The organism is Actinomycetospora sp. CA-084318 (genome assembly GCF_050955885.1).
Classification (GTDB): domain Bacteria; phylum Actinomycetota; class Actinomycetes; order Mycobacteriales; family Pseudonocardiaceae; genus Actinomycetospora.
This window is the reverse complement of sequence record NZ_CP192098.1, coordinates 3589681-3611073: the sequence shown is the minus strand read 5'-3', so window position 1 is coordinate 3611073 and position 21393 is coordinate 3589681. Positions and strand designations below refer to the sequence as shown.

The 21393-nt window shown below is 73.8% G+C and carries 22 protein-coding genes and 1 tRNA gene; 13 read left to right on the top strand and 10 right to left on the bottom strand.

The window, feature by feature from the left end; genetic code table 11:
* The 3 genes from ACQPYX_RS17695 to ACQPYX_RS17685 are packed head-to-tail and all read right to left on the bottom strand — an operon-like array spanning nucleotide 1 to nucleotide 2662.
* Entirely contained in the window at nucleotides 1–786 is a 786-nt protein-coding gene (locus ACQPYX_RS17695) for a YwaF family protein (RefSeq protein WP_433798620.1), read from the bottom strand.
* Nucleotides 783–1988 carry a hypothetical protein gene (locus tag ACQPYX_RS17690; protein WP_433798619.1) on the bottom strand — a complete coding sequence of 402 codons (1206 nt, stop codon included), beginning with the start codon at nucleotides 1986–1988 and terminating at the stop codon, nucleotides 783–785. Before ACQPYX_RS17690 ends, ACQPYX_RS17695 begins: the two co-directional genes overlap by 4 nt.
* Nucleotides 1985–2662, bottom strand: a complete 678-nt coding sequence (locus ACQPYX_RS17685) for a substrate-binding domain-containing protein (protein WP_433798618.1) — start codon at nucleotides 2660–2662, stop codon at nucleotides 1985–1987. The genes ACQPYX_RS17690 and ACQPYX_RS17685 overlap by 4 nt, the downstream gene beginning before the upstream one ends.
* A 55-nt stretch (nucleotides 2663–2717) precedes the next feature.
* Between ACQPYX_RS17685 and ACQPYX_RS17680 the strand changes: the two genes are divergently transcribed.
* Nucleotides 2718–3077 carry a DUF5997 family protein gene (locus tag ACQPYX_RS17680; protein WP_433803749.1) on the top strand — a complete coding sequence of 120 codons (360 nt, stop codon included), beginning with the start codon at nucleotides 2718–2720 and terminating at the stop codon, nucleotides 3075–3077.
* Nucleotides 3078–3084: 7 nt separating this feature from the next.
* Here ACQPYX_RS17680 and ACQPYX_RS17675 read toward each other — a convergent pair whose 3' ends face one another.
* Together ACQPYX_RS17675 and ACQPYX_RS17670 are read right to left on the bottom strand one after the other, a co-directional pair.
* The gene (locus ACQPYX_RS17675) at nucleotides 3085–4017 is read right to left on the bottom strand and encodes a cold-shock protein (protein WP_433798617.1); all 933 of its coding nucleotides are present in this window, start codon (nucleotides 4015–4017) and stop codon (nucleotides 3085–3087) included.
* 89 nt (nucleotides 4018–4106) lie between these two features.
* Nucleotides 4107–4190: transfer RNA gene (locus tag ACQPYX_RS17670), tRNA-Leu, on the bottom strand.
* 75 nt (nucleotides 4191–4265) lie between these two features.
* Between ACQPYX_RS17670 and ACQPYX_RS17665 the strand changes: the two genes are divergently transcribed.
* Genes ACQPYX_RS17665 through ACQPYX_RS17655 form a run of 3 tightly spaced genes read left to right on the top strand, consistent with a single transcriptional unit; the run spans nucleotide 4266 to nucleotide 7287 of the window.
* On the top strand, nucleotides 4266–5582 hold the full coding sequence (locus tag ACQPYX_RS17665; protein ID WP_433798616.1) for a M20/M25/M40 family metallo-hydrolase: 1317 nt from the start codon (nucleotides 4266–4268) through the stop codon (nucleotides 5580–5582).
* The gene (locus ACQPYX_RS17660) at nucleotides 5576–6331 is read left to right on the top strand and encodes an SDR family oxidoreductase (protein ID WP_433798615.1); all 756 of its coding nucleotides are present in this window, start codon (nucleotides 5576–5578) and stop codon (nucleotides 6329–6331) included. Before ACQPYX_RS17665 ends, ACQPYX_RS17660 begins: the two co-directional genes overlap by 7 nt.
* 2 nt (nucleotides 6332–6333) lie before the next feature.
* Nucleotides 6334–7287, top strand: coding sequence for an NADPH:quinone oxidoreductase family protein (locus ACQPYX_RS17655; RefSeq protein ID WP_433798614.1), 954 nt, complete (start codon nucleotides 6334–6336; stop codon nucleotides 7285–7287).
* Between the two features lie 273 nt (nucleotides 7288–7560).
* Here the strand turns inward: ACQPYX_RS17655 and ACQPYX_RS17650 are convergent, their stop codons facing one another.
* Together ACQPYX_RS17650 and ACQPYX_RS17645 are read right to left on the bottom strand one after the other, a co-directional pair.
* Complete coding sequence (locus ACQPYX_RS17650) at nucleotides 7561–7776, bottom strand: DUF5703 family protein (RefSeq protein ID WP_433803748.1); 216 nt, start codon at nucleotides 7774–7776, stop codon at nucleotides 7561–7563.
* A gap of 68 nt (nucleotides 7777–7844) precedes the next feature.
* On the bottom strand, nucleotides 7845–8834 hold the full coding sequence (locus ACQPYX_RS17645) for an aldo/keto reductase (RefSeq protein WP_433798613.1): 990 nt from the start codon (nucleotides 8832–8834) through the stop codon (nucleotides 7845–7847).
* Between the two features lie 85 nt (nucleotides 8835–8919).
* Here ACQPYX_RS17645 and ACQPYX_RS17640 point away from each other — a divergent pair, with 85 nt between their 5' ends.
* The 6 genes from ACQPYX_RS17640 to ACQPYX_RS17615 all read left to right on the top strand — a co-directional run bounded on the left by ACQPYX_RS17640 (nucleotide 8920) and on the right by ACQPYX_RS17615 (nucleotide 14164).
* Nucleotides 8920–9753 (top strand): undecaprenyl-diphosphate phosphatase, encoded by an 834-nt coding sequence (locus ACQPYX_RS17640; RefSeq protein ID WP_433798612.1) that lies wholly within the window; start codon nucleotides 8920–8922, stop codon nucleotides 9751–9753.
* Nucleotides 9754–9796: 43 nt separating this feature from the next.
* Nucleotides 9797–10519 carry a histidine phosphatase family protein gene (locus ACQPYX_RS17635; RefSeq protein WP_433798611.1) on the top strand — a complete coding sequence of 241 codons (723 nt, stop codon included), beginning with the start codon at nucleotides 9797–9799 and terminating at the stop codon, nucleotides 10517–10519.
* A 70-nt stretch (nucleotides 10520–10589) separates the two neighbouring features.
* On the top strand, nucleotides 10590–11159 hold the full coding sequence (locus ACQPYX_RS17630; protein WP_230751821.1) for a DUF3090 domain-containing protein: 570 nt from the start codon (nucleotides 10590–10592) through the stop codon (nucleotides 11157–11159).
* A gap of 2 nt (nucleotides 11160–11161) precedes the next feature.
* Nucleotides 11162–11992 carry an SCO1664 family protein gene (locus ACQPYX_RS17625; RefSeq protein WP_433798610.1) on the top strand — a complete coding sequence of 277 codons (831 nt, stop codon included), beginning with the start codon at nucleotides 11162–11164 and terminating at the stop codon, nucleotides 11990–11992.
* A 1-nt stretch (nucleotide 11993) separates the two neighbouring features.
* Nucleotides 11994–12929, top strand: coding sequence for an MBL fold metallo-hydrolase (locus ACQPYX_RS17620; RefSeq protein ID WP_433798609.1), 936 nt, complete (start codon nucleotides 11994–11996; stop codon nucleotides 12927–12929).
* Nucleotides 12926–14164 carry an MFS transporter gene (locus ACQPYX_RS17615; protein WP_433798608.1) on the top strand — a complete coding sequence of 413 codons (1239 nt, stop codon included), beginning with the start codon at nucleotides 12926–12928 and terminating at the stop codon, nucleotides 14162–14164. The genes ACQPYX_RS17620 and ACQPYX_RS17615 overlap by 4 nt, the downstream gene beginning before the upstream one ends.
* On the opposite strand, the gene ACQPYX_RS17610 is transcribed toward ACQPYX_RS17615, so the two are convergent.
* The 3 genes from ACQPYX_RS17610 to ACQPYX_RS17600 form a co-directional block, all read right to left on the bottom strand.
* Nucleotides 14165–14722 carry an excalibur calcium-binding domain-containing protein gene (locus ACQPYX_RS17610; protein ID WP_433798607.1) on the bottom strand — a complete coding sequence of 186 codons (558 nt, stop codon included), beginning with the start codon at nucleotides 14720–14722 and terminating at the stop codon, nucleotides 14165–14167. It lies immediately after the preceding gene.
* Nucleotides 14723–14733: 11 nt separating this feature from the next.
* Nucleotides 14734–15384 carry a class F sortase gene (locus ACQPYX_RS17605; RefSeq protein WP_433798606.1) on the bottom strand — a complete coding sequence of 217 codons (651 nt, stop codon included), beginning with the start codon at nucleotides 15382–15384 and terminating at the stop codon, nucleotides 14734–14736.
* 61 nt (nucleotides 15385–15445) lie between these two features.
* A complete protein-coding gene (locus ACQPYX_RS17600) occupies nucleotides 15446–16018 on the bottom strand; it encodes a hypothetical protein (RefSeq protein ID WP_433798605.1) in 573 nt (190 codons plus the stop codon).
* Between the two features lie 409 nt (nucleotides 16019–16427).
* On the opposite strand from ACQPYX_RS17600, the gene ACQPYX_RS17595 reads away from it, so the two are divergent.
* The 3 genes from ACQPYX_RS17595 to mshC all read left to right on the top strand — a co-directional run bounded on the left by ACQPYX_RS17595 (nucleotide 16428) and on the right by mshC (nucleotide 21389).
* Nucleotides 16428–17882 carry an ATP-binding protein gene (locus ACQPYX_RS17595; RefSeq protein ID WP_433798604.1) on the top strand — a complete coding sequence of 485 codons (1455 nt, stop codon included), beginning with the start codon at nucleotides 16428–16430 and terminating at the stop codon, nucleotides 17880–17882.
* A complete protein-coding gene (locus ACQPYX_RS17590) occupies nucleotides 17872–19860 on the top strand; it encodes a hypothetical protein (RefSeq protein WP_433798603.1) in 1989 nt (662 codons plus the stop codon). The genes ACQPYX_RS17595 and ACQPYX_RS17590 overlap by 11 nt, the downstream gene beginning before the upstream one ends.
* Before the next feature lie 284 nt (nucleotides 19861–20144).
* Nucleotides 20145–21389 (top strand): cysteine--1-D-myo-inosityl 2-amino-2-deoxy-alpha-D-glucopyranoside ligase, encoded by a 1245-nt coding sequence (mshC, locus tag ACQPYX_RS17585; protein ID WP_433798602.1) that lies wholly within the window; start codon nucleotides 20145–20147, stop codon nucleotides 21387–21389.
* The last annotated feature ends 4 nt before the right edge of the window (nucleotides 21390–21393 follow it).

Genomic DNA, 21393 nt, shown 5'->3' with positions numbered 1-21393 from the left:
TCACTCCGCACGGTCGCCGTGAGGACTGGGAGGACTCGCCGTCGGGCCGGCCGCAGGGTCCGGTGTGCCCGGAGCCGAACCTGCTCGGGCCGCACGACGAGGCCCTGAGCTTCGGCCGTTACCGGTCGTCCACGGCCACGTGATGAGCGCCCAGACCACGAGGACGACGACCGCCTCGACCAGCAGGTACACCGGGTACGGTCCGAACAGGTCGAGGATCGAGGCGGCGTCCGGCTTGCGGTCGAGGTAACCGTAGTTGGCGCCGGTGAGCAGGTTGACCGGCTGCGCGACGGCGGCCCAGAGCAGCGTGGCGGCCACGGTCCGGCCGTAGTCGGCCCAGGTCGGCCGCCGGCCGACGCCCCAGGTCAGCAGCACCGCCGCCCAGATCGGCAGCACGTGCGCGGTGAAGAAGGCGAGGAAGCTCGGGGCCGGGAAGTCGGGGCCGCCGAGGGCGGGGGTCGCGATGGCCTGGACGGTGAGCGTGAGCGCCCAGTAGTAGGTCATCCCGTAGGCCCACTGCCGCCCGCTCCAGAGCGCGTACGCCGCAACGTAGGGGACCAGGTCGGAGAGCCACAGCGGCAACGTCTGGCCCGCCCGGCCCGGTTCGAACGCGTAGACCTGGTAGGCGAGGGTGGTGAGGACGAGCAGGACGGCGAGCGTCCTCTCCGCCGTCCCGACGACGGGCGCGGACGCCCGGCGCGTCAGCGGCACCAGCGCGACCGCGCCGACCACGGTGATGATCACGACGACGACGTGCGACGTCCCCCACGGCACGAACGTGCTCATGCGGCTGCCTTCTTCCCTCGTGAGGGGAACCCTCGTGCCGCAAGAGCGCTCGGATCCTTCCCTCGCGAACGGGCCCCCCGCGCCACGGCCCACGCCGCGAACGGGATCGCCCCCGCCCCGAGCGTCAGGTCGGCCTGCCACACGCTGCCGGTCAGCAGCAGCCAGAACGCGGCCGAGAGCACGGTCGGTGCGATCAGCACGGCCGCGGCGCACCACCCGACGGCCGCCTCGGTCGTCGGCCGCAGCCTCGCCAGCACCAGGACCACGAGCGCCAGGGCGAGCAGGGCGATCCCGACGATGGCCGGGTGCAGGCCGCGCTCGCCGGTCACCTTGGCGCCGACGTGCAGCGGGGAGAACCGGTCCAGCCCGCCGAGCAGGAAGGGGCCGATCAGCACGGCCCAGGAGAGCGCGCCGACGCCGCCGACGATCAGCCCCCGGCTCGCGCCTCGTGGCAGCGAAGCGTCGTTGCTGTCACCGGGTGAGAGCAACGACGCTTTCCTGTCATCGGGGCGGAGCCCCACCGCCACGGCCACGATCACGACGACGAGCGCCAGGTGCGGCCGGGTGCAGGTGGCGATCCCGAGGGCGACCGCGCCCGTCGTCAGGACGAACGGCGACCGGGCCTGCAGCACCCACGCGGTGGCGGCGACAGGGGGGACGACGCTGGTGACGAGGTCGTCGCCCACCAGGAACTCCCGCAGCACCTCCGGGGTGATCACGACGAGCACCCACACCAGGGTCGGGGTCGACCGCAGCCGCCACCCGCCGTTGAGCACCGGCAGCAGCACGAGGGTCCACACCAGGTTCTGCCAGGCGGCGTGCCCGGAGACCGCCCAGAACGGCGCGGCGAGGACCAGCGAGCCGGGCAGCGGGGTGATCGGGTTCCCGAGGTAGGTCGTGCCGGTGTAGGGGTACAGCCCGCCCGCCAGGCGGGTGAGCGCGACGTCGAGGGCGTCCGCCCGGTCGCTCCCGACGCCCGGCACCCAGGGCGGCGGGCCGAGCACGGCGGCCAGGACCAGCCCGAGGACGACGACCGCCAGTAGGCCGGCCAGGACCCGTGGTCGGACCCGGATCGACCGCACCGCGAGTGTGAGCAGTCCGAGCGCCACGTAGACCGCCACCACGGCCGGAGGGCCGCCGAGGGTCATCGCCGGGAAGGTGGAGACCACGGCCAGGATCGCCGCGAGCGCGACGGTGCTCATCGACGGCGGGGCGGGCGTCCGGTCGGACGACGGCGCTCGGGCCTCGTCGACGGGGGCTCCTGCCGACGCGGGGTCCGCGAGCTGTTCGCGGTGCGCCCGCGGACGACGCCGATGAACTCCTCCATGTCGTCGGAGTTCTCGGCGTCCGGCCAGGTGAGGACGACCGCCGACTGCGGCACGCCGGACAACGGCCGGTGGGTGAGGTCGCGGCGGTGGTGCAGACGGGCGATCGAGAGGGGGAGGACCAGCACCCCGATCCCGGCGGCGACGAGCTCGACGGCGTCAGCGGTCGTCGCGGGGTCGGACACCGCGGCGCGGCCCGGGTAGCCGTCCGTCCAGTCGAGGACGTCGTCCTGCGGGCGGAGGACGATCTCGTCGGCGAGGTCGTCGGGTCCGACCTCCTCGGCGGCCGTGATCACGTGACCCTTCGTCACGACGACGACGGAGACCTCGGTGTAGAGCGGGATCGCGTGCAGCCCGGCGCGGTCGATCGGGAGCCGCACGAGGCCGGCGTCCAGCTCGCCGGCGTGGACGGCGTCGACGATGTCGTCGGTATCCGCGACGGTCAGCTCCAGGGGGACGTGCGGCCGGCGCTCGGCCCATTTCCGTGCCCACTTGTCGGGCGTCGAGCCCGGGACGTGGCCGAGCCGGAACGCGGGGCTCTGCTCGGTCACCGGGGGAGGGTAGCGAGCCCGATATCGTGGGCCCATGAGCCGGCAGGTCCAGACGATGAAGCCCGCGACGGCGGCGAAGAAGCTGGGTGTGCTCCTCGACGCCACGCCGGCCGAGTTCCGGGAGGGCGTGGTCTCCCGCGACGAGCTCGACGCCCTGCAGGCCGACCCGCCGCAGTGGCTGCGCGACCTGCGGCGCGACGGCCCGCACCCGCGACCGGTCGTCGCCGACCGGCTCGGCGTGTCCATCTCCGGACTGGCCCGCGCGGAGATCACCGAGCCGCTGACCACCGAGCAGATCGCGGCCATCAAGGAGGAGCAGCCGGAGTGGCTGCGCACCGAGCGCAACCTGCGCGCCGAGACGCAGCGCGAGGAGGCCCGGCTGAAGGCCGAGCGGACCAGGAAGACTCAGGCCTGAGCGGACCTCAGAGGCGCTCGACGCGGTCCGCCTGCGGGCCCCGGTCGCTCTGGCGCACCTTGTAGCGGACCCGGTCGCCCTTCTCCAGCGACTCCGACCCCACGATCACGGACACGTGGAGGAAGAGGTCGTCGCCGCCCGCGTCCGGGGTGATGAAGCCGAAACCGCGCTCGGCGTCGTAGCGCGCGACGACGCCCTCGCCGCCTCGTGCGGGCACCTTCGACGTGGGCTTCACGGCCGGTGCCGGCTTCTTCGGCGCGGCAGGGGGCTCGGCGCCCCGGACCAGGCCCACGTTCCGGGCCTGCGGGCCCCGGTCCCCCTCCGCGGTCTCGAAGGCGACCCGGTCGCCCTCCGCGAGCCACGTCAGGCCCTCGTCCAGGGACCGGACGTGCACGAACACGTCCGCGCCGCCGGAGTCGGGGGTGATGAAGCCGAAGCCCTTGTCCTCGTCGTACCAGGCCACCGTGCCGTCGGCGCCGTCCGACGTGCCGGCCGCGGCGGGTGGGCCGGCGTCGGCTCCCAGCGGGATCACGTGCCCCGCCTGCGGGCCGCGCTCGCCGTCGACCACGACGAAGGCCACCCGCTGGCCCTCGGCGACCACCCCGCCGGTGACGATCGCGGAGCTGTGCACGAAGAGGTCGGGACCGCCGCCGTCCGGCGACGCGAAGCCGTACCCCTTGGCCGGCTCGTACCACTTGACGGTGCCGAGCTGCCCGACGGCGCTGTCGGCGGCCACGTCGCCGGTGACGCGGACGCGGAGCGCCTGCGGCCCGCGATCGTTCTCGCCGGCCTCGAACTCGACGGTCTGGCCCTCGCGCAGCACCGTCCCGTCCCCGACGATCTCCGAGGCGTGCACGAACACGTCCGGCGAGCCGTCGTCGGGGGCGAGGAAGCCGAAGCCCCGCTCCACGTCGAACCAACGGACGGTTCCCTGCGGCATCGGAGGCTCCGGTTCGAACGGTGGACGGGCCCGCACGGCCCGTCGTCGGGAACGACAAAAGGGCCGTCGGATCGACGGCCCTTCGTGTGTGTCCGAGGGGGGACTTGAACCCCCACCCCCTACTCGGGGACTAGCACCTCAAGCTAGCGCGTCTGCCATTCCGCCACTCGGACCTGCAGGAAGAAGACTACGACACCGGTCCCGCGGCGATCACACGGGGTGTCGCCACGGCTGGCAGGATGCGCCGCATGGGTGCCGCCGAGGACGAGGTCGTGCAGCTCACGAGCGAGCTGATCCAGATCGACAGCAGCAACACCGGCGAACTGGAGACGACGACCGGGGAGGCCGAGGCCGCCCGGTACGTCGACGCGAAGCTGCGCGAGGTCGGCTACGAGACCGAGATCGTCGAGTCCGGGGCGCCCGGGCGGGACAACGTCTTCTGCCGCCTCGAGGGCGCCGACCGGTCGCGACCCGCGCTGCTCGTGCACGGCCACCTCGACGTCGTGCCGTTCAACGCCGAGGAGTGGTCGGTCCACCCGCTCTCCGGCGCGGTGCAGGAGGGCTACGTCTGGGGTCGCGGCGCGGTCGACATGAAGGACATGGACGCGATGATCCTGGCGCTCGCGCGCCAGTTCAAAGCCGAGGGCACGGTGCCGCCGCGGGACATCGTGTTCGCCTTCCTCGCCGACGAGGAGGCCGGCGGCGCCTACGGTTCGCACTGGCTCGCCGAGCACCGTCCCGACCTGTTCGAGGGCTGCTCGGAGGCGCTCGGCGAGGTCGGCGGGTTCTCGGTGACCCTCGGCGAGGACGTCCGCGTCTACCCCGTCATGACGGCGGAGAAGTCGATCGCCTGGATGAAGCTGCGGGTGCGTTCCCGCCCCGGGCACGGCTCGATGATCCACGACGAGAACGCGGTGACGATCCTGTCCGAGGCGGTCGCGCGGCTCGGCCGCCACCGCTTCCCGCTGACCCTCACGGAGTCGGTGCAGGGCTTCTTCGACGAGGTCACGAAGCTGACCGGCATCGAGTTCCCGACCGACTCGGCGGCTGCCCTCGACGGCGCCGTGGCGAAGCTCGGCGGGGTCGCCCGCGTGGTCGGCGCGACCACCCGCGACACCGCCAACCCGACGATGCTGCAGGCCGGCTACAAGGCCAACGTCATCCCCTCGACCGCCGAGGCCACCGTCGACTGCCGCGTCCTGCCGGGTCGTCAGGAGGCCTTCGAGCGCGAGCTCGACGAGATCCTCGGACCCGACGTCGAGCGCGAGTGGATCCGGAACCTGCCCGCCGTCGAGACCGAGTTCTCCGGCGAGCTGGTCGACTGCATCACCGCGGCGGTCCAGGCCGAGGACGGCGACGCCCGGACGCTGCCCTACATGATGTCCGGCGGCACCGACGCGAAGGCGTTCGAGCAGCTCGGGATGCGGTGCTTCGGGTTCGCGCCGCTGCGCCTGCCCCCGGACCTCGACTTCACCGCGCTCTTCCACGGCATCGACGAGCGGGTGCCGGTCGACGCGCTGCAGTTCGGTGTCCGGGTGCTGGAGAGGATCCTGAAGACGTGCTGACCGCACTCGTGACCGGTGGCGCCTCGGGGATCGGCGAGGCGGTGTCGCGGCGGCTGGCCGCGGCGGGCGCGAAGGTCGGCGTCGTCGACCGGGACGCCGTGGCCGCGGCCCGCGTGGCCGCCGAGATCGACGGGCTGGCCGTGGCCTGCGACGTCACCTCGGAGTCGGCGCTGTCGAGCGCGTTCGCCGAGGTCGAGTCGTGGGGCGGCCGGCTCGACGTCGTCCACCTCAACGCGGGCTCGGTCGGCGGGCAGTCGGGGATCACCGACCTCGACGTCGAGGCCTACCGCCGCGTGCTCGGGGTCAACGTCGACCACGTGGTGTTCGGCCTGAACGCCGCCGTCCCGGCCCTGCGCCGCGCGGGTGGCGGGACGATCATCGCGACCGCGTCCCTCGCCGGGCTGGTCCCGCTGCCGGGCGACGCGATCTACACGCTGACCAAGCACGCGGTCGTCGGGTACGTCCGGTCCGCGGCCGCCACGCTCGCGCCCGAGGGCATCCGGGCGATGGCGCTGTGCCCCGGGTTCGCCGACACCGCGCTCATCGCGCACATCAAGGAGCAGTTCGGCGACTTCCCGCTCCTGACGCCGGGCGACGTCGCCGACGCCGTCGACGCGATGCTCGACCGGGGCGAGCCGGGGGAGTGCTGGTACGTCCAGCCCGGTCGCCAGCCGGGGCCCTACGGGTTCCGCGGTGTACCGGGACCGCGGTCGGGCGACGCCCCGCCGTCGCTGTCCTGGGAGGGCTGAGGGTGCGCGGCTGGACCGTCGAGGCGTTCGGGGAGCCGCGGGACGTGCTCACCCTGTCCCCGGAACTGCCCATGCCTTCCGGACGACGGGTGGTGCGGGTCGAGGCGTCCTCGGTCAACTTCGCGGACATCCTGTACTGCCGCGGCACGTACCAGGAGAAGCCACCGCTGCCGTTCACGCCGGGCCTCGAGGTCGCGGGGACCGACGTCGAGACCGGCGAGCGGGTCTTCGGCCCGGCCGCGATGCCGCACGGCGGGTACGCGGAGTACGCCGCGCTGTCGTGGGCCTACCCGTGGCCCGAGGGCATGTCGGCGGCCCAGGCGTCCGGGTTCTGGGTGGCCTACCAGACGGGATGGTGCGCGCTGCACCACCGGACGACCCTCTCGGCGGGCGAGACGTTGCTGGTGCACGCCGCGGCCGGTGGTGTGGGCGCAGCCGCGGTGCAGCTCGGGAAGGCCGCGGGCGCCCGGGTGATCGCGACGGTCGGATCGGCCGACAAGGAGGCCGTGGCCCGCCGCTGCGGTGCCGACGAGGTGCTGGTGCTGGACGCCGACGCGGCCGCGCTGATCCCGGCGGTGAAGGAGCTGACCGACGGGCGCGGGGTCGACGTCGTGTACGACCCGGTCGGCGGCGACACCTTCGACGCCTCCCGCCGCGTCGTCGCGTGGGAGGGCCGGATCCTCGTCATCGGGTTCGCGGGTGGACGGATCGCCGACGCCCCGACCAACCACGCGCTCGTCAAGAACTACGACGTGGTGGGCGTGCACTGGGCCGCCTACCAGAAGCGCTCGCCCGAGCTGATCGACGCGTGGCAACGCGAGCTCGAGGCGCTGTGGTCCCGGCGGGCGATCGACCCGCTCGTGGGCGCGGAGTATTCGCTGGAGCAGCTGCCGGACGCGCTGGACGCGATCGCCGCGCGGACGACGACGGGGCGGGTCGTGGTGCTCCCCGGCTGACCCACTGGGCGCGCACCGCGGCAGACGGCGCCCGCGCCGAGGTGCACACCAGACAGGTCCCGCGGGCTCAGACCCTGCCTCAGGTGAACCTCGCGAACGCGCAGTCTGCTGCGCCCTTCGCGAGGTTCACACCATGCTGGTCCGCGGGCCGCACGGGATGCCTCGCGTGACTCTCGCGAAGGCTCCGCGAGCCGATCACGCCCGTCGTCGGGAAAGTGGATTCCCTGCCACTGGATGCCGGCAACGACGCTTTGCTGTCACCCGGGGAGGGGCTCAGACCGTCACGGCCTCGCGCATCCGCGAGAGCTTGCGCCGCAACCACACCTTCCGCGTGCCGTCGGCGTAGAGCAGCGTGCGCGCCAGTTCCCACCCGCCGAACTGCGCCCGCAGGCCGAGCTCGGCGGTGGCGTTCAGCCGCGACACGTCACGCGGCAGGCGGATCGGCCGGTACTCCCAGTCGCCGTCGACGATCCCGGCCTCGAGGGTCATGCCGGCGGGGACGGACCGCTGCGGGTCACTCACGTGCAACCTCCTGGTCGACCGCCGACCACCGTACGTCAGGTCCAGGGCGCGGGGGCGTCCTCGATCGACTCGCCGCCGCCGACCGGCACGAGCGGCGAGGAGGAGACGTCGTCGAGCGCGCCGCGGATCGCGGGCGGGAGCGTCAGGTCCTCCGCCGCGAGCGACCCGAGCAGCTGCGCGCCGTCGCGGGCGCCGACGACGGGGGCGACGACACCGGGCCGGTCCCGCACCCAGGCCAGCGCCACCGCCAGCGGCGAGCACCCCAGCCCGTGCGCCGCGGTCACCACCGCCTGCACGATCCGCGCGGCCCGGTCGGTCCGGCGCTGCTCCACGTAGGGCCCGAGGTGCGCGGACGCGCCGCGGGAGTCGGCCGGCGTGCCGTCGCGGTACTTGCCGGTGAGCACGCCGCGCCCGAGCGGCCCCCAGGGGAGCAGACCCAACCCGTGGTAGTCGGCCGCCGGAAGCACCTCGGACTCCACCGAGCGGTCCAGCAGCGAGTACTCCGACTGCACGCTCACCAGCGGCAGCCCCGCCGACCGCGCCGCGGCCGCCACCTGCCAGCCCGCGTAGTTGGCGACCCCGGCGTAGCGCACGCGCCCCGAGGACACCGCGAGGTCGACCGCCGAGAGCGTCTCGTCGAGCGGCACCTCGGGGTCCCAGGCGTGCAGCTGCCAGAGGTCGACGTAGTCGGTCCCCATCCGGGCGAGCGAGGCGTCGAGGGAGGCCAGCAGCGACGAGCGGGAGGCCCCACCACCGAACGGACCGTCCTCGCGGCGGGCGCCGGCCTTGGTGGCGACCACCACCTCGGTGCGCGGGATCACGTCGGCGAACAGCCCGCCCAGGATCGCCTCCGCCTCGCCGTCGGCGTAGACGTCGGCGGTGTCGACGAGCGTGCCGCCCGCGTCGAGGAACGCCAGGAGCGCGGCCCCGGCCTCGTCGGCGTCGGTGTCCCGGCCCCAGGTCATCGTGCCGAGGGCGAGGCGCGAGACCCGCAGCCCGCTGCCGCCGAGTCGTCGCTGTTCCACGGGTGCGCAGGATAGGGGGCGCCGCGGGAACCCCCACCGGGGACACACGGGAGACCCCGTCCGATAGCGTCCCGGACCTGTGCAGATGAGCTGGCTGGAATCCGTCGTCCTCGGACTCGTCCAGGGACTGACCGAGTTCCTGCCCGTCTCGTCCTCGGCGCACCTGCGGTTCACCTCGGCCTTCTTCTTCGGCCACGACGCCGGCGCCGCGTTCACCGCGGTCTCCCAGCTCGGCACCGAGCTCGCGGTCCTCATCTACTTCTGGCCGGACATCAAGCGCCTCGTCCTGGCGTGGCTGCGCGGGCTGCGGAACGAGCGCGAGCGCGGCTACGACTACAAGCTCGCCTGGTACGTCGGCCTCGGGTCGCTCCCGATCGGCATCGCGGGCCTGCTCTTCCAGGACCTCATCGACGGCCCGGCCCGCAACCTGGCGCTCAACGCCTCGGTGCTCATCCTGTTCGGTCTCGTCCTCGCGGCGGCCGAGAAGTACGGCCGGCAGCGCCGCAACGCCGAGCAGCTGACCCTGCGCGACGGCGTCCTCATGGGCCTCGGGCAGATGCTCGCGCTCATCCCCGGGGTCTCCCGCTCGGGCGCGACGACGAGCGCGGGCCTGTTCCTCGGGCTGGAGCGCGCCGTCGCCGTGCGCTTCTCCTTCCTGCTCGCGCTCCCCGCCGTGTTCGCCTCGGGCATCTACAAGCTCAAGGACATCGGCGAGCCCGCCCTGCCGGGCCAGGTGACCTCGAGCTGGGGCCAGATCGCGCTCGCCACCCTCATCGCCTTCGGCGTGGGCTACGCCTCGATCGCCTGGCTGCTGCGCTACGTCGAGAACCACACGATCTACGTCTTCGTCTGGTACCGCGTGCTGCTCGGCCTCGTCGTGCTGCTGGCGGTGCTCGGCGGGATCGTGCCCGCGACCTGACCGGGAACCGGGTGCCGCGAGGGCAGGGATAGGGTGGGCGAACGTGACCACGGTGATCCTCCTGCGACACGGACGCTCGACGGCGAACGTCTCGGGGGTCCTGGCCGGGCGTTCGCCCGGCGTCGGGCTCGACGACACGGGCCGCGCCCAGGCCGAGAAGCTCGTCGACCGCCTCGCGCAGCTCCCGATCGCCGCCGCCGTCCGCTCGCCGCTGCAGCGCTGCGAGGAGACGCTGGCGCCGCTGCTCGCCGCGCGGGAGCTCTCGGCGGTCGTCGAGGACGACCTCGCCGAGGTCGACTACGGCGACTGGACCGGCAAGACGCTCGGCGAGCTGGGCAAGGAGGACCTGTGGAAGGTCGTCCAGGCGCATCCGTCGGCGGCGGTCTTCCCGGGCGGGGAGGGGCTCGCGGCGGTACAGCACCGGTCGGTCGCCGCGATCCGGCGGCACGCGGCGCGGATCGGCGAGGAGCACGGGCCGAAGGCGATCTGGGTCGCCTGCAGCCACGGCGACGTGATCAAGTCCGTGGTGGCCGACGCGCTCGGGCTGCACCTCGACTCGTTCCAGCGCATCTCGGTCGACCCGAGCTCGATCAGTGTGATCAGCTACACACCGACCCGGCCGTTCGTGGTCCGGGTCAACGACACCGGCGGCGACCTCGCCTCCCTGGTGCCCAAGCCGGATCCGGAGCCCGACGCCGAGGGTGGCGAGGCCGCCTCCGAGGGCTCCGCCGACGCGGTGGTCGGCGGCTCGACCGGCGTAAACTGACCCGGCGCATGCCGAGCACGTCCGCCGGGAATCCACTCCCGGCCCGATCAGCACGACCAATCGAGGGGCCATGCCCAGGGTGATCCACGTCTTCCGCCAGCCCGACCGGTTCGTCGCCGGCACGGTCGGCGAGCCGGGCGACCGCTCGTTCTACCTGCAGGCCACCGAGTCGGCCCGCCGTGTCTCGGTGCTGCTGGAGAAGCAGCAGGTGTCGGTGCTCTCGGAGCGGATCGGCACCCTGCTCGAGGAGGTCTCGCGCCGCTTCGGCGCCGAGGTCCCGCCGACCACGCCCGAGAACGAGGTCGACACCTCCCCGCTCGACGTCCCGGTCGAGGAGGAGTTCCGCGTCGGCACGATGGGTCTGGGCTGGGACGCCGAGTCCCGCAGCGTCGTCGTCGAACTGCTCGCGGTCACCGAGGAGGAGGTCGACGAGTCGGTGGTGCTGGACGACACCGACGAGGGCCCCGACGCCCTGCGCGTCTTCCTCAGCCCGGAGCGCGCCCGCGCCTTCGCCACGCGCGCCGAGCGCGTCGTCTCCGCCGGGCGCCGGCTCTGCCCGCTGTGCACCCAGCCGCTCGACGCCGCCGGGCACGTGTGCCCGCGCCAGAACGGCTTCCGACGCGTCGCGGCCGAGTCCTGAGCTTGACCGGGACCCAGAGCACGCCGGACCCGGTCGACGTCGACCGCATGGAGGACCTGCTGCGGCGGGGGACCCTCGACGTCGAGGGGCGCCTCACCGACGCGTCGAACACCACGCTGTTCTGCGCGGTCACCCTCGACGGCGTCGAGGAGCACTGCGTCTACAAGCCGGTGCGCGGCGAGCGTCCGCTGTGGGACTTCCCCGACGGCACGCTCGCCGGGCGCGAGGTCGCGACCTATCTCGTCAGCAAGGCCGCCGGCTTCCACGTGGTGCCGCCGACGGTGCTGCGCGACGGCCCCTTCGGCCCGGGCATGGTCCAGCGGTGGATCGAGACCGACGACGAGCGCGAGCTGGTCGACGTCGTCGAGCCCAAGGAGGTGCAGCCGGGTTGGCGCACCGTGCTGCGCGCCCGCGGCGCCGACGGCGAACCCGCCCTGCTCGTGCACGCCGACGACCCGGGGCTGCGCCGGATGGCCGCGCTCGACGTCGTCGTGAACAACGCCGACCGCAAGGGCGGGCACGTGCTCGCCGGCAGCGACGGCCGCACCTACGGCGTCGACCACGGCATCTGCCTGCACCAGGAGACCAAGCTGCGCACCGTGCTGTGGGGCTGGGTCGGCGAGCCGCTCGACGACGAGGTCAAGGACGGGTTGAAGCGGCTGCGCGCGGCGCTCTCGCCCGGCAACGCCGCGGACCTCGGCGAGGAGCTGAACGACCACATCACGCTGCGCGAGGTGAAGGCGCTGCGCTCCCGCACCGACCGCCTCCTGCACGACGACGAGTTGCCCTCGCCCTCGGGCGGGTGGCCGCCGATCCCGTGGCCGGCGTTCTGACGTGGTCCCGCCGGACTTCCGCCACCGCCTGACCTCGGAACCGCTCGGACCCCTGGGCGCCCTGCGGCTGTGGTGGTCCTATCCCGACGACGCCGACGCCCGCCGTGACGCCGCCCGCATCCCGGTGACGCCCGAGGCAGCCCTGCCCGAGGCGTCGTCGGGAACGCTCGGGGTGACCTGGCTGGGGCACGCCTCGGCGCTGCTGTGGGTGGACGGGGTGACGGTGCTGGTCGACCCGGTGCTCTCGCCGGGCATCCCCGGCGCGGCGAAGCGGCTGACCCCGCCCGGGCGGACCGTCGAGACGCTCCCCCGCATCGACGCCGTGCTGATCAGCCACGACCACTACGACCACCTCGACGTCCGCACCCTCGGCGCGCTCCCGCGGTCGACGCGCATCCTCGCGGGCCTCAACACGGCGGCCTTCTTCCGCGCCCGCGGGTTCACCGACGTCACCGAGCTGGACTGGTGGTCCTCGGTCGGGTTCGAGGGGCGGTCGGGGGAGGTGCGGGTCGAGTTCGTGCCGGCCCGGCACTGGTCGCGACGGACGGCCACCGACTACTGCCACCGGCTCTGGGGCGGCTGGGTGGTCACCGCCCCCGACGGCCGCGCGGTCCTGCACGCCGGCGACACCGCGTCCGGCCCGCACCTCGCCCGGATCGCCGCCCGGCACCGCCGCCTCGAGATCGCCGCCCTGCCGGTCGGCGCCTACGCCCCGCGCGAGCTGCTGCGCACCGTGCACATGGACCCGGCCGAGGCGGTGCGCGCCGCGGAGACCCTCGGTGTCCGCCGCGTCGTCCCGATCCACTGGGGCACGTTCGTGCTCTCCGGCGAACCCGTCCTCGAGCCGATCGAGGCGACCCGCAGCGCGTGGGCCCGCGCCGGCCGCCCCCGCGACGACCTCTGGGACCTCCCGATCGGCGGGTCCCGCACGCTGTGAGGGCGCTCGTCTGGGGCACGGCCGTCGTCGCGTACGTCTGCTCGGTCACCGGCCGCTCCGCGCTGGCCGCGACCGGGCCGATCGCGGCCGAGCGCTTCGGCGTCTCGGCCGGGGTGCTCTCGCTGCTCGCCGTGCTCTCGCTCGCGGTGTACGCCGTCCTGCAGATCCCCGCCGGGATGCTCGTCGACCGCTTCGGGCCACGTCGGCTCATCGCCGGTGGCGCGGTGCTCGTCGCGGTGGGCCAGGTGCTGCTCGCGGTGGCGCCGTCCTTCCCGGTCGCCGTGGTCGGGCGGGTGCTCGCGGGCGCCGGCGACGCCGTCATGTTCGTCAGCGTGCTGCGGCTCGTCCCGACCTGGTTCGCCCCGCGCCGGGTCCCGGTCGTCAACCAGCTCTCCGGCATCCTCGGCCAGTTCGGGCAGGCGGTGTCGGCGATCCCGCTCGCGGGACTCGTCGTCAGCTCCGGCTGGACGGCGGCCTACCTGGTCGCCGGCGGCGCGACCGGCCTCGTCGCCGTGGCGGCCGCGCTGATCGTCCGGCCCGGCCCGCTCGGCGTCGCGGGCGCGGCCGACGAGGGCCGGATGCGGGAGGTGGTCGCCACCCCCGGCGCCCGGCTCGGCTTCTGGTGCCACTTCGCCTCGCCGTTCTCCGCGAACGTCTTCGGCCTGCTCTGGGGCTTCCCGTTCCTGACGGCGGGTGAGGGCGTCCCGGTCGGTCCGGCGCGGGTGATGACCAGCGGCGTCGTCCTCGTGACCATCCTGTTCGGGCCGCTGTTCGGGCTGCTCTCCGGCCGGTTCCCGCACCGGCGGGTGGCACTGATCGCCGGGTCGGTGCTGGCCCAGGCCGTCGCGTGGTCGGTGGTCCTCGCGTGGCCGGGACCGGCGCCGGTGGCGCTGCTGGTCGTCCTCGTGGTGGTCGTGGCCAGCGGTGGGTCCGCCTCGCTCGTGGCGTTCGACGTCGCGCGCTCCGCGGTGCCGCCGGGCTCGATCGGCCGGGCCTCGGGGATGACGAACGTGGGCGGCTTCGTGTCGTCGCTGCTCGTCGTCGCGCTGGTGGGGGTGCTGCTGGACGCCCAAGGCGCAGGGTCGCCCGCGGCGTGGAATCCCGACGTCTTCCGGGTCGCCATGGCCGTGCACGTACCGGTGCTGCTGCTCGGCCTGGTGGCGATGGTGCTCTCGCTGCGCCGGACCCAACGTGACGACTCCTCACGGGTGCCGGTGGGGGCGCACGGCGCATGATCACGTCGGCGGGACCGTGGTGGGTGATGTCGATCTCCGGATCGGCCACCGGCGTCCCGCCGACGTGATCATGGTCCGACGAGACGTCACGTGTCGGGCTCCGGCTACCCCCGGGGGCCCGATGGGTGACGTCTCGCCCGGTCCGTCAGGCGCGGGCGCGGACCCGACGGGTGCCCAGCAGTCCGGCCGCGGCGGCGAGGACACCGCCGACCCACCAGGCCGCGGACGAGGTGTCGGTGCTGCCGTCCCGGTCTCAGCGCCGCCCTCGGGGACGACCGTGACCTGGTCCGGCCGGCTCGACCCGGAGTCGTCGGACACGGACTCGTCCTGACCGGCGCCGACCGCGCCGTCGGAGCCGTCGCGCTCACAGGCGATGCCGTCCTTGTCCCGGTCGAGCGGCAACCGGTACCCGGGTGTGCCGGCGGGGATGTTGAAGACCCCGATCGCGGCGGCCTCCCGGCAGTTCGAGAACGTCTGGGCCGAGGCGGTCCCGGCGAGCCCGACCGGGGCCAGCACGAGGAACGTCGCCACGGCGACGGCGGATGCGACGCGCTTCATGGGTGTCTCCTTCACGGGGTGATCGACCAGCCGTCGTAGGCGGCGAAGACGATGACGTTGTCGTCGTATCGACGGGCGCTGCGGTCGAGAGCGCCGCCGCACGTGATGAGCCGGAGCTGGGCGTCCCGGGTGTCGCCGTAGACGGCCGTCGTCGGGAACTCGTCCTTGTCGGCCTGCACGGCGGTCGTGACGGTGAAGAACGCCGTCCGACCGTCGCGGCGGGCCACGGCGATGCGGTCGCCCTGCTCGACGTCGTCGAGGTCGGCGAACACGCCGTCGCGGCCGTCGCCGTTGACGTGCCCGACGACGACGGCCGGGCCGAGTTCACCCGGCGTCGGGCCGAGCCGGTACCACCCGGCCTGCTCCGGGGTGTGGACCGACGGCACCTCGATGCGCTTCTGCGCGTCGACGCCCACGGGCTGGAGCGTCGAGCACGCGTCGATCGACCCGACCGTGATCGAGACCGGGTCGGACGACGGCAGGGGAGTGCGGTCGAGGTGGGTCGGGGCTCCGACCGACGCGCACCGCGGTGCGTCCGGTGGGACGGAGACGACGGCGGCGAGCGCGAGCAGGAGTGCCGCCAGCGCGGCGAGCGCGATCGTCATCCGGGGCGGCGGGGTGCGCGCGAGGTCGTCGACCAGGCGCGCGCTGACGAGGGTCATGAGGTCTCCCGGGGCAGAGCGGGGACGTCGCACCGGATCGCGGCGCGACGTCCCCACGGCGTCAGTGACGGGACATGGCCCGACGGACCCAGACCGCGAGTCCCCCCAGCAGCGTCAGGACGGCGCCGCCACCGAGCGTCATGCCGAGGGCGCCACCGGTGCTGCCGTCACCGGTCTCCGCCCCGCCCTCGGGGACGGTGCTGACCTGGCTCTTCTTGTCGATCTCGTCGACCTTGCCGTCCTTGTCGTCGTCGACCCCGTCGACCTTCTCGGGCTCGGCGTCCCCGTCCTCGTCGGAGTAGCCCGAGCCGGGCGTGACGGCTCCGGAACCGGTCGCGGGGCCGTCGTCGACCACGTCGACATCGGTATCGCCCCCCTCATCGTCGTCGGAGGTCCCGTTCTCGTCAGCGGCGTCGTCCTCGTCCTGAGCAGCAGAGTCGTCAGGATTCGTGGACGGCGTCGTGGACGGGGTCGTGGACGGAGTTGTCTCCTCGTCCGCGTCCAGGTCGTCGGTCGGCTGCTGGATGAAGACACCTCCTGCGACCGACGTCGTCGCCAACGGTGCTCCGGCGAACGTGGCCGCCGAACTCACTCCCGGCATCAGCACCAGAGCGATCACCGCTCCACCAGCCATCAATGTCTTCTTCATTCGAGCCCCCCGACTCGGTCGAAACCCGACGAACTGGCCAGCTCGCCGGAGGTGCGGGAGTCAACTCGTGTGGGTGTCGAGAGTCCTGGAGATCCGCCCTCGGCGCGCCGCACCCGTTCGGGCGAAGCGGACACCGGGGGCGACGGGGACGGGCCGCCCACACCGCACGACCACGTCGGCGGGACCGCGGTGGCTGATGTCGATCTCCGGATCCGCCACCACCGTCCCCTCGACGTGATCATGGTCCGACGACGGCCGGGGAGCCCGGGAGCCGGCCCAACCCCGCGTCGGAGCGCAGGAACCGACGCGCACCGGCGCGTCGTCGGGAAAGCAGGCTGAGGGTGGGACCCGCTGAGCCAGGCAGACGCGCGGATGCCGTCGTAGCGTGGCGGAGGTGAGCACCCCGCGCCCGAACCAGGCCACCGCTCCCGGTACCACCCCGACGGCCCCCGAGGGCCTCCCCACGACCCTGGGTGAGCTCCGCGCGAGCGACCACCCCGCGAAGACCCCGCGCAGCGTCCGCGACGAGCTGCGCGACAACCTGCTGACCGCCCTGCGGGCCGGCGAGAACCCCTGGCCCGGCATCGTCGGCTTCGAGCGCACCGTGCTGCCGCAGTTCGAGCGCGCGATCCTCGCCGGGCACGACGTCGTGCTGCTCGGCGAGCGCGGCCAGGGCAAGACCCGCCTGCTGCGCAGCCTCGTCGCGCTCCTCGACGAGTGGACCCCCGTGATCGCCGGCTCGGAGATCGGCGAGCACCCGGAGCAGCCGATCATCCCGGCGAGCATCCGGCGCGCGACGCTCGAGGGCGACGCGCTGGAGATCGGCTGGCGCCACCGCTCGGAGCGCTACGCCGAGAAGCTCGCCACCCCGGACACCTCGGTGGCCGACCTCATCGGCGACGTCGACCCGGTCAAGGTCGCCGAGGGTCGCAGCCTCGGCGACCCGGAGACGATCCACTACGGCCTCGTGCCGAGGGCGCACCGCGGCATCGTCACGGTCAACGAGCTGCCCGACCTCGCCGAGCGCATCCAGGTCGCGCTGCTCAACGTCATGGAGGAGCGCGACATCCAGGTCCGCGGCTACACGCTGCGCCTGCCGCTCGACATCCTCCTGGTCGCCAGCGCGAACCCGGAGGACTACACCAACCGCGGCCGGATCATCACCCCGCTCAAGGACCGCTTCGGCGCCGAGGTGCGCACGCACTACCCGCTGGAGGTCGCCGGCGAGGTGGCGCTCATCCAGCAGGAGGCCGAGGTCGTCGCCGAGGTGCCCGACCACCTGCTCGAGGTCATCGCCCGCTTCACCCGCAACCTGCGCGGGGCCAGCGCGATCGACCAGCGCTCCGGCGTCTCCGCCCGGTTCTCCGTGGCCGCCGCCGAGACGGTCGCCGCCGCGGCGCTGCGCCGGGCCGCGGTGACGGGGGAGGACGCGCCGGTCGCCCGCCCGGTCGACCTCGAGGCCGTGCCGCCGGTGCTGCGCGGCAAGCTCGAGTTCGAGTCCGGCGAGGAGGGGCGCGAGGAGGAACTGCTGACCCACCTGCTGCGCCGCGCGATCGCCGAGACCGCCCGCAAGCGGCTCGCCGGGGTCGACCTCGGCCCGCTCGCCGACGCCGTGGCCGAGGGCCGCCGCGTCGTGACGGGGGAGCGGGTGCCGGCCCGCGAGGTCGTCGCCGCCCTGCCCTCGATCCCCGTGGTCCGCACCGTGGCCGACCGGCTCGGCGCGGGCGACACCGAGGCGCCCGGGCCGCTCGCGTCCGCGGTCGAGCTGGCCCTCGAGCACCTGTACCTCACCCGCAAGCTCGCGAAGGACAGCGACACCGACGAGGACACGGTCACCTATGGCGGCTGAGGGCATTCCCGACGACGGGGCCGGGGCGCGGCGGCCCCCGCCCGGTCGCTACTCCTACGGCCGGTTCTACGACGGACCGGACCCGCTCGCCCCGCCGTTCGACATCCGCGAGGCGATGGACCAGCTCGGCCGCGACGTCATGGAGGGCACGAGCCCGCGGCAGGCGATGCGCGAGCTGATGCGGCGCGGCCTGCGCGACCAGCAGGGTCTCGACGACCTGCAGCGCCGGCTGCACGAGCAGCGGCGCCGGCTGCAGCGGGAGAACCGCATCGACGGCACGCTGCAAGAGATCCGGGAGCTGCTCGACCAGGCGCTCGAGGCCGAGCGGAACTCGCTGCAGGCCGAGGATTCCGACGACGCCCGGTTCCGGGAGATGTCGCTGGACGCCCTGCCCGACTCGACGGCGGGCGCGGTCAACGAGCTGCAGAACTACGACTGGCGCAACGCCGAGGCGCGCCAGGCCTACCAGCAGATCCAGGACCTCATGGGCCGGGAGGCCCTCGACCAGCGCTTCCAGGGCATGAAGGAGGCGATGCAGAACGCGACCCCCGAGGACGTCGAGGGGGTGCGCGAGATGCTCTCCGACCTCAACGACCTGCTCGAGGCGCACGGTCGGGGCGAGGACACGGCCGAGCAGTTCTCCGAGTTCATGGGCAAGCACGGGCAGTACTTCCCGGAGAACCCGGGCAACGTCGAGGAACTGATCGACATCCTGGCGCAGCGGTCGGCGGCCGCCCAGCGGATGATGAACTCCCTCTCGGCCGAGCAGCGGGCCGAGCTCGAGGGGCTCATGCAGTCCGCCTTCGGCGACCCGCGGCTGGCCGAGCAGCTCTCCCGGCTGGACTCGCAGCTCCAGGCGATGCGGCCCGGGGAGGACTGGGACGGCCAGGGCCGGTTCCGCGGCGACAACCCGATGGGGATGGGCGAGGCGACGCGGGCGATGGAGCAGCTCGCGCAGCTCGACTCGCTGTCCGAGCAGCTCTCCCAGAGCTACCCGGGCGCGCGCATGGAGGACATCGACCTGGAGGCCCTGGAGGCCTCACTCGGCCGGCAGGCGCGGGTCGACGCGCAGCGGCTCGCCGAGCTCGAGCGCGAACTGGAGAACCAGGGTGTGTTCGAGCGGGGCCCGGACGGGTCACTGACGCTCTCGCCGAAGGCGCTGCGCCAGCTCGGGCAGTCGGCGCTGCGCGACGTCGTCGGGTCGCTCTCGACCCGGCGCGGGGAGCGGGAGACGCAGCGCTCGGGGGCGGCGGGGGAGGCGAGCGGGGCGACCCGCCCGTGGGCCTTCGGCGACACCGAGCGCTGGGACACCTCGCGCACGCTGCTCAACGCCGAGCTGCGCAAGGCCGGCGGGGACGACCGGGCGCTGGACGTGACCGACGTGGAGATCGTCGAGACCGAGCAGCGCACCCGGGCGGCGGTCGCACTGTGCGTGGACACCTCGTGGTCGATGGTGGCCGACGGGCGGTGGGTGCCGATGAAGCGCACCGCCCTCGCGCTGCACCACCTGGTCTCGACGCGGTTCCGCGGCGACGCGCTCCAGATCATCACCTTCGGGCGGCACGCCCAGGCCGTCGACCTCGCCCAGCTGACGGGGCTGGAGGGGGTGTGGGAGCAGGGCACGAACCTGCACCACGCGCTGCTGCTCGCGGGCCGGCACCTGCGGCGGCACTCCGACGCCGCCCCCGTGGTGCTGGTCGTCACCGACGGCGAGCCGACCGCGCACCTGGAGCCGGACGGGCACGCCGTCTTCGACTACCCGCCGACCCCGGAGACGTTGCGGGCGACGCTGAACGAGGTGGACGCGATCGCCCGGCTCAAGGCGGCGCTCACGGTCTTCATGCTCGGGGAGGACCCGCGCCTGGAGGCGTTCGTCGACCTCGTCGCCCGCCGCAGCGGCGGCCGGGTCGTGGCCCCCGACCTGGACGGGCTCGGGGCCGCGGTCGTCAGTGACTACCTGCACAGTCGCCGACGCTGACGAGGAGAGACAAACGATCATCCAGTGGCTCAACGTCACGGATGTGCCCGAGGTAACCGGTTCACGTGATCCTTCTACCCGAACGGGTCTAGCCAGTCGGTTACTCTGGGAGATGGCAGGAGTCGAACCCCCCCGCGACTCCCGCCATCCCCGGCCGGGTCCCGGTTCCGTCAGGAGGGGCCCGTCGTGCTCGCCCGCGACGGACCCGCACGGGACCCGGCCGGGACCTCCGAGTGGTCATGTTCGCCACCGGTCGGCAGGCGGGTGGGCATAAGGTCGGCGCCATGCAATCGTGGTCTGGAGTCGACGTCCCCCAGGTGCCCGGCACCCCGCCCCCGCTGCGGCTGTTCGACACCTCGACCGGCGAGATCCGCCCGACCGCCCCCGGCGCGTCCGGCGCCCGGATGTACGTCTGCGGCATCACCCCCTACGACGCGACCCACCTCGGGCACGCCGCCACCTACCTGGCCTTCGACCTGGTCAACCGCTGCTGGCGCGACGCGGGGCACGACGTGCACTACGTCCAGAACGTCACCGACATCGACGACCCGCTGCTCGAGCGGGCGGAGCGGGACTCCGACGACTGGGTCGTGCTCGGCATGCGCGAGACCGCGCTCTTCCGCGAGGACATGGAGTCGCTGCGCGTGCTGCCGCCGCGCGACTACATCGGCGCGGTCGAGGCCATGGACGAGATCACCGAGCTCGTCGGGAAGCTGCTCGCGGCGGGCGCCGCGTACCGCGCGGACGACCCGGAGCACCCCGACGTCTACTTCGACCACACCGCGACGGCCGACTTCGGCTACGTCTCGCGGTACTCGACCGCGGAGATGGAGCGCATCTTCCCGGAGCGCGGCGGCGACCCCGACCGGCGCGGCAAGCGCCACCCGCTCGACGCCCTGCTCTGGCGCACCGCCCGCGAGGGCGAGCCGTCCTGGTCCTCCGACCTCGGCGACGGCCGCCCCGGCTGGCACGTCGAGTGCACCGCCATCGCCATGAACCGGCTCGGCGAGGCCTTCGACGTCCAGGGCGGCGGCTCCGACCTCGCGTTCCCGCACCACGAGTTCGGCTCCGCGCACGGCGAGGCCCTCACCGGCATCCACCCGATGGCCCGGCACTACTGCCACGCCGGGATGATCGGGCTCGACGGCGAGAAGATGTCGAAGTCCAAGGGCAACCTCGTCTTCGTCTCCCGCCTGCGCGCCGACCGCGTCGACCCGATGGCCGTCCGCCTCGCGCTGCTCTCCGGCCACTGGCGCACCGACCGGTCGTGGACCGCGGAGCTCCTGACGGCGGGCCAGGCCCGGCTGCACCGCTGGCGCGAGGCCGTGTCGCTGGACGCGGCGCCCGACCCGACCGACGTGATCGAGCGGGTCCGCGGCCATCTCGCCGACGACCTCGACAGCCCGGGAGCCCTCGCCGCCGTCGACGCCTGGGTCGACGACGCCCTCCGCCGCTCCGGGTCCGTGCCCGACGGGGGAACGCGCGCGGCGGGTGCGATCGACGCGCTGCTGGGCATCACCCTGCGCTGACGTC